Origin of the sequence: Actinokineospora xionganensis, from assembly GCF_014323725.1 — a bacterium.
Classification (GTDB): domain Bacteria; phylum Actinomycetota; class Actinomycetes; order Mycobacteriales; family Pseudonocardiaceae; genus Actinokineospora; species Actinokineospora xionganensis.
Window position 1 is genome coordinate 474,101 of the sequence record NZ_JABVED010000001.1, and the last position, 17,986, is coordinate 492,086.

Genomic DNA, 17,986 nt, shown 5'->3' on the forward strand with positions numbered 1-17,986 from the left:
CCTGCCGTCCCACCTGTGATGCCCGGATGGCGGCTCAGGTACCGCAGAACGTCTGGTACGCGCCCGAACCCGCCGGCGCGGGCTCGGCGAGTTCGGCACGGTCCCCGGTCTCGGCGAACGGGTCGGTCACCGCGTCGAGCAGCCGTGTCAGCGGGGTGTTGTCGCCGTCGACGGCGGCGGCGAGCGCCTGTTCGACGAGGTGGTTTCGCGGCACGTACGCCGGGTTGACCAGCCGCATCGCGTCGGTGTCCGGCGACAGCGCCCGCCACCGCGCGAGCCAGCCGTCGATCGCGGCGAGGTCGAGCACCAGGTCACGGGCGGCGCCGGTGGCGAGGCGGCGGTGGAACGAGGTGTGGTCGACGTGGTTGTCGCGCAGGATCGTGCGCAGGTCCTCGACCAGCGTGCCTGCGTCGATGCCAGGGGGCAGGCCGAGTTTCGCGTGCGTGCCTGCGGTGACCGCGTTCTCATACAGGCCGGGGAACGCGCCGAGCGCGTCGACGGCCAGCGCGATCGCGCGGTCCTGGTCGTCGGCGAACAGCGGCAGCAGGGACTCGGCGAGCCGCGCGAGGTTCCATCCGGTGATGCCCGGCTGGTTGCCGTACGCGTAGCGACCGCCGTGGTCGATCGAGCTGAACACGGCGGCCGGGTCGTACGCCTCCATGAACGCGCACGGCCCATAGTCGATTGTCTCGCCGCAGATCGTGACGTTGTCAGTGTTCATCACGCCGTGCACGAACCCGACCAGCATCCACCGCGCCACCAGCGACGACTGAGCGGCGACGACCGCGTCGAACAGCGCCAGGTACGGGTTCTCGGCGTCGGCGGCGGCCGGGTGGTGCCGGGCGATCGCGTGGTCCGCGAGGCGACGCAGCAGGTCGACGTCGTCGGTGGCCCGCGCGTACTGGAAGCTGCCGACCCGCAGGTGGCTGCCTGCGACCCTGGCGAGCACCGCGCCGGGCAGCATCGTCTCGCGACGGATCTCCCGTCCGGTCGCCACGACGGCGAGCGACCGCGTCGTGGGGATGCCCAGGGCGTGCATGGCCTCGCTGACGACGTACTCGCGCAGCATCGGCCCCACCGCCGCGAACCCGTCCCCGCCCCGGGAGAACGGTGTGCGACCGGACCCCTTGAGGTGCAGGTCGCGGGGCAGGCCGTCGGCGTGGACCAGTTCTCCGAGCAGCAGCGCGCGCCCGTCGCCGAGCCGGGGCGAGTAGTTGCCGAACTGGTGGCCCGCGTAGGCCTGAGCGACCGGCGTCGCCCCCTTCGGGAGGTGGCGGCCGACGAGGAACCGCACCCCGTCCGGGCTCCGCAGCCAGTCCGGGTCCAGCCCCAGGTCGACGGCGAGCAGGTCGTTGAGCACGAGCAGCCGGGGCGACGGCGCGTCGTCGGCCGCCCAGGGGATCGCCATCTCGGGAACGGCGTCGGCGAACCGCCGGCTCAGGGGGATGCTCACGCTCGCCACGGTACGTGGCGGCGCCGACGGGCGGCAGTCAGGACCATGGGTGGACGGCCCACAAGCCGAGCGATCGGCAGCCCGCTCGGAGCTGGACAACGCACCTGGCACCACGACGGTCACCGCCGCGGAGGACAGCAGGCTCGCGTCCTCGGGCTGGCTGGTTGTCCGCGTCTTGGAACACGAAGACCCGCTCCAGGCAGCACCGATCCAGATCTAGCGGATGGGCCTACGGGAGCGCCGGTGGCCGGTCACGATTGGCGATCCTGTGGCCACGCCCGATCCCGTGCCACCTCCAGCAGGCGAGCCCTGTCCTTGGCGGGGACGACTTGGACTTCGAACCGGACTGGCGGCGCGTCGACACCGCGACAGTCGACCTGATCGCCACCGCCATGGAGATCACCCACGGCCTACCGCCGATTCGGGCCCGGTCGACCTGGTTTCGGTGTCGCGACAACGGGAGTGGTCCAGTCAACGTAGGTCGCTTCCGCTTATCGGATCAGAAGGTCGCTCCTCAAAGACGCATGATCGACAGTCGCCGCGCACCGCCTCGCGGCACCCGGGGCGAGACTCATAGGTCCGGTCGGCGACACTGTGGGCGAACGGCTCCCCGGCGGGACCCCCAGTCGCCCTGGGAGCCGTTCCCTGTCTCCAAGCCGAGTCACGGCAGTCAATCCCAGCCGGCGGTTCCCCGTTCTCGCTCCCGAGGTGGTCGTGTGTCGGGACAATGGCGATCATGTGCGGGTTATGGGTCGCAGCGCGGCGGGTGTTGTCGGTCGTCGGTGTGGTGGTGGTGGCGGTCGCTGCCCTGTATGGGTTGTTGGGGCCGTTCACGGAGCTGATCGCGGGCCCGGAACTGGGTGAGTTGCGGGGCAAGGAGCGGTTCGACGCGCTGACCAGCACGCGCCAGTTGGTGTTGGCGTCGGTCGGTGGGGCGTTGGCGGCGATCGGGGTCGTGGTGACGACGCGGACGTATACGGCGAACAAGCGGGGGCAGGTGACCGACCGCTACGGCAAGGCCGTGGCTCTGCTTGCCTGCGACAAGCTGGATGAACGCCTCGGCGGGCTCTACGCGTTGGAGCACGTCATGCGCGAGTCGCCCACCGATCATCGTGCGGTGGTCGATGTCCTGATGGCCTTCATCCGTGAGCATTCCGCGGACCGGGTCCGCGACCCCGACGGCGATCCGCGCCCTGGCCCGGATATCCAGGCCGCGGTGGACATCGTCGGCCGCAGGCCGTGGCGGCGGGAGCGGGGGCCACTCGACTTCACCGGCGCCCGCCTGTCTGGGGCCGACTTCACCGGCGCCCGGCTGGAGAAGGCGGTCTTCACCGGGGCCGACCTGACCGCCGCACGGTTCACCCGGGCCACTCTGACGCACGCGCGGTTCCGCGGGGGCTCGGCCGTGCGCGCGGATTTCTCCCACGCTCGGCTCACTGGTGCCGATTTCGTCGACGTTCCCCTCGCCGCGTCGGTCTTCGAGGACGCCGGGCTCGTGGGCACCCGCTTTGTCGGCTGCGACCTGCGCCGCACCCGCTTCGCCGTGCGCTCCAGTTCCACGGTCGTGCTGCGCGACTGCGTGCTCGTCGAACTCGACTGGACCGCGGAGGGCCGCTGGCGGGGAATCGATGAGCAGGACAACGAACTCGACCCGGCCGCCGTCGACTACTTCACCCGAGTCCGCGGCGAGATCATCCGCCGCGATCACGAACGCGAGTCGAGCTATCCCGGCACTTGGAGCACGGGCGACGAATGATCTGCCCTGTAACGGGGTCCACCGGTCAGACGATCAGGTTCATGGCGTGGTGAGTGCGAATTGTCTACTCTCGCAAGGGAAGGCACGGTCGACCTGAGGTGAGTTCCGGCACGGTGAACCGTGGTAATCGCAGAAGAGGGCCCTCGAATGGCGCGATCGTCGCGGCCGTGATCGGAGCGGTGGGAGCGGTGGCCGCCGCGGTCGTGACCGGGGTTTTGTCCTCGGGCGCCGAACCACCGACCGCGAAGAACCCGCCGGCGGCGAGCAGCGTTGTCGCCACTTCTCCTGGCGGAGGCGGGGAAGCGACATCAGCGGCGGCCACGACGAGCCCTCTGCCTGTGGCGTACGGGGATCCGTCGAGCTATCGGCTGGATTTGTCCCCAGGGGTCGCGGTCGATGTGGACACGAGGACTGCGACGGCGGAGGGTGGCTCCGGGTTCGAGTTCTACTATAAGGGTGACCTGAACCACGATCTGTTCTTCGGTAAGAGCACGAAGACGTTCGGGCGGTCGAAGGTGGTGCTCGTCAGCCTCGATCAGGCGTCGCCGCGTGAGTGCGAGGCGAGCACTCGGGTGCAGACGTCCGGGCGGGTGTCGGGGTACATGATGAAGGCTGGTGACGCGATCTGCGTGAGCACCAGCGACGGCGCGTGGGCCGTGTTGGACGTGCTGGCCTGGGGTAATGCCGGGGCTGTCGATGTCACCGTGTGGCCGGTGCGGCGCTGACGTCGCGGGGCCGGGTGTCACCTGCCGGGGTCGAGGTCGGCGACGGGTCTGGCTTCCGTTGTCGTAGAAGGCATTGCGGGCGCGGGGTTTCGGGCGAAGCGGGCGGTGAGGACGACCGTGTCGTGTACCTGTTTGATGTCGACGTGGTCGGCGCAGGTGTCGATGAGGTGCAGTCCCCAGCCGTGGGTGCGGCCGGTGTCGGCGTCGGGCCATTTCCACGCGCCGGTGCTGGTGACGGTGAAGGTGATCGTGTCGGCGGTGAGGTGGAGGGCGATGTCGACTCGGTCGGTGGCCGGACACCCGTGTTCTATCGCGTTGGTGATGGCTTCGTCGGCGGAGAGCACGATGTCTTGGCGGCGGTCCGCGCGCACTCCTCGGTCGTCGAGCCAGTGGTCGATCCGGTGCCTCAGCCCGGAAACGGCGTCTGGTCGGGCGTCGATCCAGGTGGTGAGTGTGCAAGCGCCGCCGGTGTCGGTCATCGCGGTCCCTGAGGCCGTTCACTGTGGACGGTGGTCGTGGGGGCGTAGCGGTTGGTGCCGATCCAGTTGACGATGGTGCGGATCGTCGTGCGGTCGCCGGTGAGCCGGATGGTCTGGTCGGTCATGGCGCCCAGCCAGGAGTGGTAGCCGAGCCACACGTTGCTCAGGGCGGTGAGGGTGCATTCGATCGTGGCGACGATGGGGATGCCGGGGTCGTGGTCGGTGGCGGTGGCGCCGGTGGGGGAGAACGTGAGCCACCAGTGGGTCGGTGGTGGGCTCGCGGCGAACTCGACGCGGACGGCGACCGGACGGGCGGGCAGCGCCAGGTGGTCGACGCCGCGGGCGATGTCGTAGAGCAGCAGCCCTGGGTCGAGGTCGGTGATCGGCGGTGGTGGCAGCCGGGAAAGGGACCATTCGCCGAGGAAGTCGACCACCGATTCCAGCTCGCGCCCGGCCGGGGTGAGGGTGAAGCGGGTTTGGGCGGTGCTGTGGTCGGTGGTGACGAGGCCGGTCGAGACGAGGGTGCGCAGTCTGGTCGTGACGGTCGCGGTCGGCGCTGTGGGTAGCCCTTGGGCGATCTCGTCGATGACTTCGGCGCCGTGCAGCAACTCGCGCAAGATCAGCAGGGTCCACCGTTCGGTGAGCACCTCGGCGGCTCGGGCGACGGGGCAGTGCTGCTGGTAGCCCTTCACAAGGCCTGCTCGTCGTCCTCGGGCGACGCGGCCAGCGGGAGGGTCACGGTGAACCGGGCGCCGCCGCCGGGGGCGTCGGCGCACTCGACGGCGCCGTGGTGCACGGCCATGGTCTCGGCGACCAGCGCGAGGCCGAGACCGGTCCCGGACGCCGCGCCGCGGGCGGTGTGGCCGGTGGAGAAGCGTTCGAAGATCTGCGCCCGGTCGGTGGCGGGCACTCCCTGTCCGCGGTCGTCGAGGTGGACGGTGACCGCGTCGGCGTCGTGGGTCACGCTCACTCGGGTGAGGCCGCCGCCGTGGCGGTCGGCGTTGTCGATGAGGTTGGTGAAGGCGCGGACCAGGGCCAGTTTGCGGCCGCGCACGTACACGCCGGGCTCGGCGTCCAACGCGACCGCGGGTCTGCCCGTGAGGACGTGGGTGAGCAGGTCGTGCAGGTCGAGGGGTTCTTCCTCGTCGTGGTGCAGCCCGGCTTCGGTCCTGGCCAGGGTGAGCAGGTCGTCGAGCATGCCGCGCAGGTGGTCGAGTTCGCTGACGATGAGGTCGAGGGCCTGGCGGGGCCGGTCGGGCAGTTCGTCGGCGTGGTTGCGCATGACCTCGACGCTGGTGACCAGGGTGGTCAGCGGGGTGCGCAGCTCGTGGGTGACGTCGCCGACGAAGCGGCGTTCACGCTCGATGCGCTGTTGCAGCGAGTCGACCATGGAGTTGAACGAGGAGACGATCACGTCGAGGTCGCGATCGTCCGCCCCGGGTAGTCGGGTGTCGAGGCTGCCGCCCGCGATGCTGGCCGCGGTCTGCGATATCGGGCGCAGGGGCTGCAGGACGCGTCTGCTCGCCCACCTGCCCACCAGGGCCGCGGCGACGGTGGCCGCGATAGCGCAGATGACGAGCACGGTGCCCAGGATCTGGATGGTCGAGCGCAGCTCGATCACCGGGGTGAACTCGTAGAACGCCCCGTCGTCGAGGGGGATGCCCACCACGAAGTAGGGAACGTCGCGCACGGTCAGCGGCGCGATCGCCCGCTCCCCGTCGGCGACGCTGTCGCGCAGGTCGTCTGGGGGCAGGTCGTCCTCGGTGACCCCGTTCGCGGTGTACCAGGAGCCTCGGGAGAAAAGCAGCAGCCGCGTCCCGGTAGGTGGGTCGACGGCCGCGAGCGCGTCCTGGGGGCTGGTGCCGGGCTCGGCCAGCCTGGCCCGCACGACGTCGGCGTCGGCGGAGGCGAGCCGGTCGGCGGAGCGTTCGCGCTGGTCGAGCAGGTAGCCGCGGCTGATGGTGAAGACGGAGACGGCGAGCAGCACCGAGACCAGCGCCGCGCCCAGGGTGAACGTCAGCATGACCCGGCCGCGCAGGCCGAGTCGCAACGCCGGGGTTTCAGGCCACATCGAGGCGGTAGCCCAAGCCGCGCACGGTGGTCACGATCCGCGGGTCCGACGGGTCGCGTTCGATCTTGGTGCGCAGCCTGCGCACGTGCACGTCGACGATGCGTTCGTCGCCGAAGAACCCGCGGTCCCAGACCCGGGTGAGCAGGGCCTGCCTGCTCAGCACCCGACCCGGCTCGGTCGCCAACTCGCACAGCAGCCGGAACTCGGTCAGGGTCAGGTGCAGCGGACGTTCTCCCCGGCGCACGGTGCCCGCGGCGATCGACAACACCAGCGGGCTGTCCGGGTCGCTGTCCAGGACGACCTCACGTGGCCCACCGGGGCCGCCGACCGCGGAAGCCCGGCGCCGCAGGGCGCGCAGCCGGGCGGTGATCTCCTTGATCTGGAACGGCTTGGTGACGTAGTCGTCCGCGCCCGCTTCCAGCGCGGCCACCACGTCGTGGGTGTCGACCCGGGCGCTGACCACGATGATCGGCACATCGCTGCTCTGCCGCACATGCCGGATGCAGCTGAAGCCGTCCATCCCCCCGAGCATCAGGTCGACGATCATCACATCGGGCGCCCCGTGTCGGGCCAGGTCCTCGATCGCGTCCTCCGCCCCGGGTGCCTCGCTGACGGCGTAGCCCTCATCCTCCAAGGCCAGGCGCATCGACGCCCGTACCCGGTCGTCGTCCTCGACTATCAACAGTCTCACGGCCACCCGGTTCATGCTGCCAAACCGCACCCGCCGTAACCGCGACCAGCGCCGGGTCGTCATCAGACCGCAAAGAAGCCGCCCCGCGGACCTCAACACGGGGCGACGACCATGGCGGACATGCTTGCGACGACGATGGCGAACCAGGTGATGATCGCCCGCGAGGCCATGGTGCTGCGGCCACGGCGCGCAGACCGGGACGGCAGCACCGACCTGTGGCCGGTCTTCGGGCTCATCGTCGACGACCACGACCTGACCAGGACGCGGCAGGGCCGCGACCTGCTCGCCCACCTGAACGGCCCGTCCGCGGTCACCCTGCTCGACGGGAGCTTCGTGCTGTCGGTGCTGAGCGAGGACGGACCGGTGCTCGGCGTGACGGTGTCCGCGACGACACCGCTGGCGCTGTCCATCGGAGTCGTCCTGCCCGCCCGCTCCCTGCGCGCCGAACTCGGCATGCTCGCCGAAGGCCCGACCATCGGGATCACCACGCTGAGCCGAGCCCAACGCCTGCGCGGCGGCGTGGACACCCAGACGGCGCTGAGCCTGATCGTCCTGGCCCGCAGCGAGCCGCTGCCGTGCCTGACGTCGCTCGCGGAGGCGTCGTGACCGGGGGCCCCGACGAGATTGCCGGTACTCAGCTGCCGGGAGCGGTCACCGGGGTCACCATCACCCTGGGCTGCTGGCTGATTGTGCTCTCCACCCACGGCGACTACGGCGCGCCGACCGGTTTCGACGCCGTGTGGAACGACCGCCTCGTCGGTTTGGTCGCGGTGGCGCTGGGCCTGCTGCGAGCCGTGGGGCGTCTGACCCTGACCGTGGCCACCGCCGCGGGAACGGCGGTGGGTGGCTGGCTCGTGCTCGCCCCGCTGCTTCTCGATTACGGATTCAGCACCGACTCCACCCTGGCCACCCTGACGGACTTCGCCATCGGCGCGACCATCACCGCGCTCACCGTGGCCGGGGCCCTCGACCGCGGCGCGGGCGCTCGCCCGCCCGCGGATGTCGACGTCGTCACACGACCGTAAAGAGACTGGCAGCAGGATCTCAACGCGTCCGCTCGTAGCATCGCGCGATGGTGTGGTTTCGGGGGAGGACCGCATCCCGGGTCGGTCCCAAGGTCGTCATGGCCAGGGAACTGGCGGTGACCGCGGCAGCGGCGGGGCACATGCTCACCGTGGTCATCGACGACGCCGATCTCCGGGGTGTCCGGGGTGGTCGCAGGCTGCTCGGGCAGGCCCCGGTGGCGCCGCTGCTGGGCGAGTGCCAGTGGGCGGTGATGTCCGCGGACGGCCCGATCCTCGCGCTGGCCATCGCCGTGCACGCACCGGTCGCCGTCAACTTCGCCACGGTGTTCAACGCCGCGGATATTCGCCACCACCTCGCGGAATTCGCCCGCGGCACGGTCGTCGGCATCGCGATCCGCGACATCGGCCCCACCGATGGTCAGGCGCGGCTCGTGGGAACGATCCCGTCGCGGCAAGCCCCCGAACTCGCCACTTTGAGCAGATCGTGGGCCTAGGCATGCCTACTTTCTTGACGACTGTTTGACGACTCCTTGACGATCCCCGCCACACCGCGGTTGATCCGGTAGAAACGCTGCCGTGGCAGGCGGGCGAGACGATGCCGGACCGCAACGGACCCCGCGCCCGGTGTCGACGAGGAAGGCCCGCCTGCCACAACCCGGCCCTCCGCGGCCGCGATGCCGACGTCGAGGAGTCGTGGAGGCACTGGTGACACCCGAGAACAGCGACGTCCGCGTGACAGTCGTCCCGCTGACCGTGGAGCAGGGAGCCGCCGACTTCGTCCGCGACTGGCTCGACGGCCTCCTGGACCAATGGGATCCAGCCGACCGCCTGCGCGTGATGGTGGTGGCCGAGGAACTGATCGTCAACGCCCACCAGCACGGCACCCCGCCCGTGGTGTTGCGGGTGGTGCTGATCGGTTCACACGACTCCACGATGCTGATCACGGCCGAAGATCACGACGCCGAGGGTTACGGTGAATGGCAACGCGGAGCGGGGCTGCTCACCGTCGGCGCACTGGTCGACCGGTGGGGCGTCGACTGGCGCCAAGACCGCAAAACCGTGTGGGCGGAACTAGGTTTCCCCGACGAGGCCGATGACACCATCGCGCCCCAACGGGCCACCGACGACGACTGAGCGCTTCCGAGTCGTCCTCGCCTGAGTTGTGCCCTCGGTGGGCTCAATCGTCGGACAGACCTGACCTGAAGCCGATCAGGTTTCCCCGCGCACCTTCGCCGCGCCCGTCGGTACGCGGCTCCCACGGTGTGGGCGAGTTCGAGCATGCTGTTGCGCACGACCACGGTGACCGCGCCCTTGAGTTCCATGGGCGCGTCGTGTGGTTCGGTGTCGAAGACTTCTTCCATGAACGGGGCGATGAGCACGTCCCGCGTGCCGTTGTCCAGCGCCGCGCACGCTGTGGCGATGGAGGATGTCCTGGCCGATCGTGTGCGCCAGGTCGGGGTCAACCCGACACACCTCGGTCAGCATGCCGGCAGGACCACCATCAACGGTGACGAACGGTAGCCCGCGTTGACGGCCCACCGATTCATCGCGCCCAGCTCAGCGTCATGTCCCAGTAACGCCGTACCGGCCGCGCGCAAGTGCCGCGGCACGGGTCGCGACATCACGAACATGGTTGGCGGGCCGCTGTGGCAGGCTGGCCGTATGGAGATCGAACTGGCCGACGCTGTGGCCACGTTGCGCGACGAGTTGATCGCAGCCGCGGGCCGCTCCGCTGACTCTCATGTCGCCTTTGTCGTCGGCCCCATCGAGATGGAGTTCGCCGTCGAACTGAAGAAGGACGCCAAGGTCAAAGCCGGGTTCAAAGCGTGGGTGGTGTCAGGGGACACCGAGGTGGGGGTGGTTCGGGGTCGCACCCACCGGATCAAGGTCGCGCTCACGCCGAGGACAGCGGATGGCACGGACGTACTGATCCACGGCACCGGTGAACGCCAGGGGGGTTCCGATGAGGCTGAAGACCGGATCGATGGCTGAGTAGGACGTGGACTGGGAGCACGTCACCTGCGTCCGCGGCGAGAGCCGCGTTGGCTCGGGTTATGTGGTCGCGTCCGGTCTCGTGCTCTGCTCGGCACATGTCACTGGACCGCGCGGAGCGCCGGTCGAGGTGTTCCGTCCCGGTCTGGCCGCTGTTGTTCCAGGTGTCGTTGTCTGGTCGGGCACACCAGGTGGTCGCGACGACGCGTCGCTGATCGCGGTCGCCCCCGACGCGTTCCCGCTTCAGCGGCAGGTCCGGTGGGGGCGCACCGTGACCAGGGTGCCGGGGTTGCCGTGTGAGACCTGGGGCGCGCCCGAGGTGGTGCAACAGCCTGGGCGACCGGCCGAGGTCGGGCACCTGCTGGGGTCGTTGAACCCGGGGGACCGGTTGGTCGGCTACCGGTACACGATGCGCATCACCGGTCCTCGTCACGCAACGCTGCCCACTGGTTCGCCGTGGGCTGGGCTGTCCGGTGCGCCGTTGTTCAGCGGTGACCTGTTGATCGGTGTGATCATGGCCGACGTGGCAGGGGCCCAGCACGGGGAGCTGATCGCCGTGCCCGCCTATGTGCTGTGGCACGACGAGTCGTTCCGGCGGGTGCTCGGCGACGCCGGGGGGCGGTTGGCGCCCGTGGAGTTGGACCGGCTGTCGCCCGTCGTGCCGACTCGGCTCACCACGCCATCGTCGCTTCTGCTCGCCCGGCAGGAGGTCGTGCCGTGGCGGTCGCGCCCACAGCTGATGCACGACCTGGGCGTGTGGTTGTCCGAGCCGGGCTGCGGGGTGTGGCTGCTGCACGGTTCCGGCGGGCAGGGCAAGACGCGGGTCGCGGTGCAGCTCGGACGCGAACTACCGGGTCGGTGGTCGGTGTTCTGGCCGTCGCCGGAGATCCCACCGCCGGATCTTCGCGTTCTCCGGGATGTCAATGCGCCCGTCCTTGTCGTCGTCGACTACGCCAACAGCCGCGCGGAGCAACTCGCGCACATGCTCTCGGCGGTCGCCGGGTCCCCGCGTCAGATCAAACTCCTGTTGCTCGCCCGAAGCGTGAACGAATGGTGGGAGGACCTCGCGCTGCACAGTGACGCGGTCGCCGATCTGCTGTCCGCGGCCCGCGTTCGTCAGTTGGATCCATTGGCGGCGGAACCCACGGACGATCCGTATGGGGAGGCTGTGTCCGCGTTCAGCATCGCGTTGCCCAGCCTCGCGGGGCTTGAGTCGTATCCGTGGGCGACGATCGCGGCGGACCTGCAGCCGCCGAAGTCCGTCTCGGATCACGTGCTCACGTTGCACCTGACCGCACTGGCCGACTTGCTCGACGCTGCGGCGCCGTCGGAATCGACGCCGGAGCGCACCGCCGAGGACCGGGTGTTGCTCCACGAACGTAGGCACTGGCGTGCCGCGGCGGTACGGCATGGGCTCGTGCCCGTATTGATCAGGGCCCTCGATGATGTGGTCCTCGTTGCGGTGCTGACGGGTCTGTCCACTTCGCGGGACGCCCCCGCCGTCTTGCGCACGGTTCCCGGTTTGGCTGACCAACCGGACAGTGCCATCGGGCCCGTGTGCGCGTGGTTCGCGTCGATGTTCCCGCCGACGACCCAGGACCGGGAATTCGATTTGCTCCAGCCGGACCGCCTCGCCGAGCGGCACGTCGCCCGGCGCGTGTCCGCCCGCCCGGAGCTCAGCGAGCGCCTGGCGGAAGTCGTGACCCGCGACCAGGCCGCGACCATGCTGACCGTGCTCACCCGGGCCGGGGCACTGCCTGCCGCGGACCCCGGCATGGGCGACCACGTCGTGGCGCTGTGCGGGATCAACCCTGACATCGTGGCAACGGCGGCGGTCACCATCGCTCCGTTCGTCGAGCACCCGGAGGCACTACTCGCGGGCATGAGGGCAGTTCTGCGCGACCCTCGACACAGGCCGGCGCTCGTCGGTCTGGGCGACGAGTTCCCGGTCAGCAGTGAGCGCCTCGCCGACATCGCGCACGACGTCACGGCGGCGCTTGTGGCCGGTGCCCGCGACGCCGCGGACATTCCTGGTCTGGCACTGCACCTCAGCAACCTGTCGGTGCGGCTGCGTGCGTTGGGCCGCCAAGAGGACGCGCGTGTCGTCGCCGAGGAAGCGGTGTCCATCAGGCGTCAGCTGGTTCGGGATGATCCGACGACGTACAGCACCGACCTCGCTACCAGTCTGCAGAGCCTCTCGCACGTGCTGAGCGAACTCGGGCTGCCGGAAGCGGCCCTCGCCGCGTGTGAAGAGGCCTTCAGAGTCCACCAGGGTTCCGGCACGGCGAGTTCCGCCGACCGTGCGTCGATTCTCAACACCATGTCGATCCAATTCGCGGCGCTGGGTCGGTGGGAACCGGCTGTGGCCGCTGCGACCGAGTCTGTCGAGATCTGCCGGGTGCTCGCCGAGGCCCAGTCCGACGCTGATCTGGCGCGGTTGGCCATGGGCCTGCTCAACCTCGCGAACCGGCTGGATGAGGCTGGCCACTCCGCGCGGGCGGCGCAGACAAGCGTGGCCGCGCGTGACCTGTACCGCGAGCTCACCGGGATCAACCCGGATGCCTTCCGGCCTGATCTCGCTCTCAGCTCGAACAACGCGTCGGTCCACCTGGCGGAGGTACAGCGTTGGGCCGAGGCACTGGGTGCCGCCCACGAGGCCGTGGACACCTATCGGCACCTGGTGGAGTCGCGCCCCGAGGTTCACCGAGCCGGATTCGCGACGAGCTTGATCACCCTGTCGACGCGGTACCACGAATCCGGACGGACGCGGGAAGCAGTCGAGACCGCCCGGGAGGCGACGGCGATCTACCGGACTATGGCTTGTGCCCGCCCCGCCGCCCACCGGTCCGACCTCGCCCTGAGTTTGAACGATCTCTCGATCTGGCTCGCCGCCGGCGGTGACTCGGCCGAGGCGCTGGAGGCCATCGAAGAGGCGGTGGCCCTGCGGCGTGACCTGGCAGACGCTCGCCCCGGGGTGCACCGCGTGGATCTCGCGATCAGCCTGATCAACGCCTCGAACCGCCTCAGTGAGATGGGGCGTCTCGCCGAGGCGGTGGACGCCGCGAGCGAGGCGGCGGGTATTTACCGCGCCCTGCCGCCGGATCGCCTGGACGCGCACAAACCTGACTTCGCGACGTGCATGAACAACCTGGCAATCCGGTTGGCCGAAATGGGACGGTCCGACGAGGCCCTGACCGCGGCGCGGTCAGCCACAGCCATCTACCGCGAGTTGGAGACACGCACTCCTGGCCGGTATCGAGCTGGGCTGGCCATGAGCCTGACCACGCTGTCAAACCGGCTGGGTGAGTTCGGTTTGACGGAGGCGGTGGCCCCGGCTCAGGAGGCGGTGGCCATCTACCGCGACCTGGCTCGCTCCCGCCCGATCGTCCACAACGAGGACCTCGCGATGAGCCTCACCAACCTGTCACTGCGATTGGACGCGCTCGCGGTCGAGTTGAGCGCCGCCTGCCGTGAGGACGAGGCGATCGACGCCGCCCACGAAGCGTGGTCATGCCTGCGTCAGTTGAGCTTGCTGTGCGATGACCAGGCCCCACCGCCAGACGTCTATCGCTCCCGGTTGGCGGCGGCGCTGGGCAGAACCGCGGATCGGCTGACTGAGCTGAGCCGACCACACGACGCACTCGCTGCCCAGCAGGAGGCTGTTTTGATCTGGCGGGAGCGGGTGGCGGCAGGCCGCGACCGGTCCGACTTGGCGGTCTCCTTGAACAACCTGTCGAACCGGCTGGCCGACGTCGGTCGCGCGGAGGACGCGCTCGCCAGCATCGACGAGGCCGTGGCGATCGGCCGGGATTCGGCCGACGGTCTGCCAGACCCACACATGGCAGGGAGCCTAAACAACCTGTCTTTGCGCTTGGCCGAGGTAGGTCGCGTCGAGGAGGCCCTGACCGTGATCAACGAGGCGGTGGACACCTACCGGGCGCTCGCCGAAACCGATCCTGACGAGTACCAGATCGACGTCGCCATGAGCCTCAACAATAAGGCAAGCCGCCTGGGTGACCTCGGCATGCACGAGGACGCGCTCGCGGAGTTGGACGACGCGATCGCCCTGTACCGACAGAGCAGCGCCGCAGCCGACGATGTTCTCTTCGAGCTGGCAGGCAGCATGGCCAACCGTGCAGTCCAACTGGAGGCGTTGGGCGATCATCACAACGCGCGCGCGGCGCTTGAGGAGTCCATTTCGGTTTGTCAACCGATGGCGGCCCTCCGACCCACGCGCTATGGCGCGACCGTCGCTCAGCTGACGGCCGCGCTGCACGACCTCCAATCTCGGCCCGGCAACTGAGCCCATCAGCATCGCGGGCCGCCGTCCGCCGCGCACACCCCACACCTGATGCCCACCTTGACGCGACGGGCGGGCTCGGACGCACCGGGACGACGCCAAGATCTCCATCGACACCAGATCGCCAATAGGGGGCGAGTTCGGCGGGTCGGGAGCGCCACCGCCAAGTCGTCGGGGTGCGCGACCTCGAACACCGGCTCCGCTGACTCGGCGACGACCTGTTCGGGCTCGTGGGGAACCCGCAGCCACCAGGATGGTCCGCGGGCCCGGGCAGCTCACTTTGAAGGGTCCGGTGTGGACGTCGAAGCTCCGCCATCAGGTCAGGCAGCGGAGCGGCTTCCACGAGGGCGCACGTATACGGGAGGGCGGGCGTGTCCAGGATCGCGGTCGGGCCGGTCTCGACGACGCGGCCCAGGTCCATGACCGTGACGCGGTCGACTGAGTGGCGGGTCAAGGCGATGTCGCCGAAGATCTGGACCCTACGCTCCTATCCGACGGCGACGGGCAAGGATGTCGTGCCGAGTATGAAGTTGGATCGCAGTCTGCGGGCCGGGCCCGAGGACCGCACCCGACCGCTCAGCGCCGCGAAGCGCTCGAAGAACAGCAGGAGTTCGGTCTGTGCGATCGGGGCGCCGATGCAGCGGTGGATGCCCGCTCCGTAAGAGAGGTGCCGATTGGGGGTGCGGCCGAGGTCGAAGTTGTCCGGGTCGTCGAACCGCGTCTCGTCGCGGTTGGCTGAGACATTCCACAGGGTCACCGAATCGCCCGCGCGCAGAAGAACACCGTCACGCTCGACGTCCTGTTTCACGACACGCTGTACGTAGGCGTTCACCGAGGCCCACCGCAGGATCTCCTCGACAGCTGACACGAGCAGATCCGGGGTGCGCGCGAGCCGCGCGTGCTCCTCGGGGTGCGCGAGCAACGCCTCGACGCCGAGACAGGCGGTGTACGACGATGTTTCGTTGCCGCCCACGGCGACGTTCATGCAGTTGAAGAAAATGTCCTCTTCGGGCAGTGGCCTGCCGTTGAGCTTGGCCCGGCTCAGCACGGAGAGCAGGTCGTCGCCCGAGCGGGCTCGGCGGGGTGCGAGCAGATCGGCGAAGAACTCGAAGACCTCAGCCTGCAGCCATGCCAGCCGCAGCCGCTGGTCGCCACCGGTGTCGACGAACTGCTCGTCACGGAAGCCGACCATCCGACGGGTCAACCCGATGAGGTGGTGCGCCTCGGCGTGGTCGATGCCCATGACGACCATGAGCGCGCCCGCGGGTAGCTCGGTGGCCACGTCGGTGGCGATGTCGGCGCCCCCATCGGCCAGCATCCGCTCGATCGCGGCGTCGAGAAGCACCCTGACCTGCGCGGTGACCCGCTCGACCACCGTCGCCGCCAGGGCGGGGTGGATCACTTGTTTGAGCAGGCGGTGGCGCGGCAGATCGGACGCGACGAGCATGCGGTTGCCCGCGGTGTCGTCCGTGCTGCGGAACGACCCGCCGAGCACCGCGCCCCGCGTGGAGCCGAACAGCCCGTGCTCACGGTAGGCCCAGAGCACGTCGTCGTAGCGCGTCAACGCCCAGAACGCGCTGCCGTCCGCCCCCTCGTTCCAGTGGATCGGGTCATTGGCACGCAACCAGGCGAAGGCGTCGAGGTGCTGCTCGGTGACGAAGAGGTCGACATCGGTGAGGTCGGTGCGCGGTGCGGTGGTCACAGCAGCGGCCCGCCAGTGCGCTCCTCGTCGATACGAGCGGCCAGGTCGGCCAGGACACTGTTGCGCAGGATGACGGTCATCTCGAACGACACGTCCAGCTCGCGCTTCATCCGACTGTTCATGCGGAAGGCGAGCAGCGAGTGGCCGCCGAGGCTGAAGAAGTCCTCGTCGCGGCCGACCTCTTCGACGCCGAGCAGTTCCGCCCAGATCGCGGCGAGGCGCTTCTCGGTGTCGGTGACCAGTGCGACACGGCGCCGAGTGCGTTCGTGGTGATCGCGCAGCAGCGCTTGCAGCGCAGCCGAGTCCCGCTTGCCGTGCTCGCTGACGGGCATCTCCCGCAGTCGCACGAAGTGGCTGGGGACCAGGAAGTCGGGCAGTTCGGCCTCGGCGTACTCGCGCAGCCGTTGCAGGGTGAGGGAACCCGCGAGCACGACGAACGCGACGAGCCGCTTGTCGTCGTCGGACCCGATGGAGAGCACCGCCACCTCACGCACGTCGCGGTGCCTGGTGAGCGCCCGTTCGACTTCGCCGGGCTCGACCCGGTAGCCGCGGACCTTGACCTGGTCGTCGACCCGGCCGATGAACTCGAGCACGCCGTCCTCGGCGACCCGCGCGAGGTCGCCGGTGCGGTACAGCCTCGTCGTGTCGTCGGCGAACGGGCTGCGCACGAACCGTTCGGCGGTCAACTCCGGCTGCCCGAGATACTCGCGGGCCAGGCCCGGCCCACCGACGTGAATCTCGCCGATCTCGCCGGGTCCAGCCTCGCGCAGCTCTGGCGTCAGCACGCGCACGGTCACCCCGGCGAGTGGGCGGCCGATCGGGATGCTGTCCCGGTCGGTGTCCGCTGTGGTGACCCGGTGCGCCGTGCACGCGGTGGTGATCTCCGCGGGGCCGTAGAGGTTGTACAGCTCGCCGCTGAACTCGCCGTCGAGTACGTCGCGGCACGCGGCGGGCAGCAGCACGTCGCCGCCCACCTGCAGCAGGCGCAGCGCGGCGAACGCGTCCCTGTCCTCGTGGACGACCTGGTTGACAACCATCGTCGGCACCAGCATCGCGGTGATCCGCCTGCGCTTGAGTTCCCTGCGGAAGTCGACCGCCAGCAGTTCGGGAACGGGTGGCAGGACCACGACCTCGGCGCCCGCGGCCAGCGCGGACCACATTTCGAAATGGAAGGCGTCGAAGGACAGACTCGAGATCTGTCCGACGCGGTCCTTGGGCGCCAGCGCGGGGAGCGAGGGGTTCGTCGCGAACGAACAGAGATTGCGGTGTTCGAGCAGGATCGCCTTGGGCTGTCCGGAGGAGCCCGAGGTGAACAGCACACTCGCCGCCCAGTCCGGCTCGACGGCCATCCTCGCCCCGGCGGCCTCGGCCGGTTCCCCGCGCAGTCCGATGGTCTCCAGCTCCAGATGGGCGAGGGTGGCTTGCCACTCGGGGCGCGTGATGACCAGGCGCGACTGGCTGTTGACCAGCATGTGGTCCCGTCGCGCGTCCGGATAGCGGGTGTCGACGGCGACGTAGGCGCCGCCCGCCTTGAGGATGCCGAGGATCGCTACGAGGACGTCCACCGACCGGTCGAGGTAGAGACCGACCCTGTCCTGCGCACGGACACCCCGGGCGAGCAGGGCGGCGGCGAGCCGGTCGGCCCGCGTGTCCAACTGCGCATAGGTCAGCGTCTGCTCGTCGTCGCTCACCGCCGGGCGGTCAGCGTGCGCGGCGACACTCGCGGCGAACATGTCAGTCAGGGTTGCCACCGGACTGGCGGTGTTTGGCATCTGCTCCTCCACGAGGCTCT

The 17,986-nt window shown here is 69.6% G+C and carries 17 protein-coding genes; 10 read left to right on the forward strand and 7 right to left on the reverse strand.

Annotated features, from left to right (window positions below):
• Positions 1 to 34: 34 nt before the first annotated feature.
• Complete coding sequence (locus GPZ80_RS02210; protein ID WP_312880061.1) at positions 35 to 1,453, reverse strand: protein adenylyltransferase SelO; 1,419 nt, start codon at positions 1,451 to 1,453, stop codon at positions 35 to 37.
• A gap of 49 nt (positions 1,454 to 1,502) precedes the next feature.
• On the opposite strand from GPZ80_RS02210, the gene GPZ80_RS02215 reads away from it, so the two are divergent.
• The 3 genes from GPZ80_RS02215 (at position 1,503) to GPZ80_RS02225 (ending at position 3,934) form a co-directional block, all read left to right on the forward strand.
• Complete coding sequence (locus GPZ80_RS02215; RefSeq protein ID WP_187218037.1) at positions 1,503 to 1,673, forward strand: hypothetical protein; 171 nt, start codon at positions 1,503 to 1,505, stop codon at positions 1,671 to 1,673.
• 516 nt (positions 1,674 to 2,189) lie between these two features.
• Positions 2,190 to 3,209: a pentapeptide repeat-containing protein gene (locus tag GPZ80_RS02220; RefSeq protein WP_187218038.1), complete on the forward strand. Its 1,020-nt coding sequence runs from the start codon at positions 2,190 to 2,192 to the stop codon at positions 3,207 to 3,209.
• A 188-nt stretch (positions 3,210 to 3,397) separates the two neighbouring features.
• Entirely contained in the window at positions 3,398 to 3,934 is a 537-nt protein-coding gene (locus tag GPZ80_RS02225; RefSeq protein WP_187218039.1) for a hypothetical protein, read from the forward strand.
• Positions 3,935 to 3,951: 17 nt separating this feature from the next.
• Here the strand turns inward: GPZ80_RS02225 and GPZ80_RS02230 are convergent, their stop codons facing one another.
• The 4 genes from GPZ80_RS02230 to GPZ80_RS02245 are packed head-to-tail and all read right to left on the reverse strand — an operon-like array spanning position 3,952 to position 7,190.
• Entirely contained in the window at positions 3,952 to 4,413 is a 462-nt protein-coding gene (locus tag GPZ80_RS02230; RefSeq protein WP_187218040.1) for an ATP-binding protein, read from the reverse strand.
• On the reverse strand, positions 4,410 to 5,105 hold the full coding sequence (locus GPZ80_RS02235; RefSeq protein ID WP_187218041.1) for a winged helix-turn-helix transcriptional regulator: 696 nt from the start codon (positions 5,103 to 5,105) through the stop codon (positions 4,410 to 4,412). The genes GPZ80_RS02230 and GPZ80_RS02235 overlap by 4 nt, the downstream gene beginning before the upstream one ends.
• Positions 5,102 to 6,484: a sensor histidine kinase gene (locus tag GPZ80_RS02240; protein WP_187218042.1), complete on the reverse strand. Its 1,383-nt coding sequence runs from the start codon at positions 6,482 to 6,484 to the stop codon at positions 5,102 to 5,104. The genes GPZ80_RS02235 and GPZ80_RS02240 overlap by 4 nt, the downstream gene beginning before the upstream one ends.
• Positions 6,474 to 7,190 (reverse strand): response regulator, encoded by a 717-nt coding sequence (locus GPZ80_RS02245; RefSeq protein WP_187218043.1) that lies wholly within the window; start codon positions 7,188 to 7,190, stop codon positions 6,474 to 6,476. Before GPZ80_RS02245 ends, GPZ80_RS02240 begins: the two co-directional genes overlap by 11 nt.
• A 105-nt stretch (positions 7,191 to 7,295) precedes the next feature.
• Here GPZ80_RS02245 and GPZ80_RS02250 point away from each other — a divergent pair, with 105 nt between their 5' ends.
• The 7 genes from GPZ80_RS02250 (at position 7,296) to GPZ80_RS33600 (ending at position 14,495) form a co-directional block, all read left to right on the forward strand.
• Positions 7,296 to 7,781 carry a hypothetical protein gene (locus GPZ80_RS02250; RefSeq protein WP_187218044.1) on the forward strand — a complete coding sequence of 162 codons (486 nt, stop codon included), beginning with the start codon at positions 7,296 to 7,298 and terminating at the stop codon, positions 7,779 to 7,781.
• Positions 7,778 to 8,200 (forward strand): SPW repeat domain-containing protein, encoded by a 423-nt coding sequence (locus GPZ80_RS02255; protein ID WP_187218045.1) that lies wholly within the window; start codon positions 7,778 to 7,780, stop codon positions 8,198 to 8,200. The genes GPZ80_RS02250 and GPZ80_RS02255 overlap by 4 nt, the downstream gene beginning before the upstream one ends.
• Positions 8,201 to 8,247: 47 nt before the next feature.
• Positions 8,248 to 8,694, forward strand: coding sequence for a hypothetical protein (locus GPZ80_RS02260; RefSeq protein ID WP_187218046.1), 447 nt, complete (start codon positions 8,248 to 8,250; stop codon positions 8,692 to 8,694).
• Between the two features lie 211 nt (positions 8,695 to 8,905).
• Complete coding sequence (locus tag GPZ80_RS02265; protein WP_187218047.1) at positions 8,906 to 9,334, forward strand: ATP-binding protein; 429 nt, start codon at positions 8,906 to 8,908, stop codon at positions 9,332 to 9,334.
• A gap of 144 nt (positions 9,335 to 9,478) precedes the next feature.
• Complete coding sequence (locus GPZ80_RS02270) at positions 9,479 to 9,721, forward strand: hypothetical protein (RefSeq protein ID WP_187218048.1); 243 nt, start codon at positions 9,479 to 9,481, stop codon at positions 9,719 to 9,721.
• 6 nt (positions 9,722 to 9,727) lie between these two features.
• Positions 9,728 to 10,192 (forward strand): trypco2 family protein, encoded by a 465-nt coding sequence (locus GPZ80_RS02275; protein WP_246476638.1) that lies wholly within the window; start codon positions 9,728 to 9,730, stop codon positions 10,190 to 10,192.
• Positions 10,193 to 10,199: 7 nt separating this feature from the next.
• The gene (locus GPZ80_RS33600) at positions 10,200 to 14,495 is read left to right on the forward strand and encodes a tetratricopeptide repeat protein (RefSeq protein WP_187218049.1); all 4,296 of its coding nucleotides are present in this window, start codon (positions 10,200 to 10,202) and stop codon (positions 14,493 to 14,495) included.
• 484 nt (positions 14,496 to 14,979) lie between these two features.
• Here the strand turns inward: GPZ80_RS33600 and GPZ80_RS33605 are convergent, their stop codons facing one another.
• A complete protein-coding gene (locus GPZ80_RS33605) occupies positions 14,980 to 16,194 on the reverse strand; it encodes a cytochrome P450 (RefSeq protein WP_187218050.1) in 1,215 nt (404 codons plus the stop codon).
• Complete coding sequence (locus tag GPZ80_RS02290) at positions 16,191 to 17,927, reverse strand: non-ribosomal peptide synthetase (protein ID WP_222718757.1); 1,737 nt, start codon at positions 17,925 to 17,927, stop codon at positions 16,191 to 16,193. Before GPZ80_RS02290 ends, GPZ80_RS33605 begins: the two co-directional genes overlap by 4 nt.
• Positions 17,928 to 17,986 lie beyond the last annotated feature (59 nt).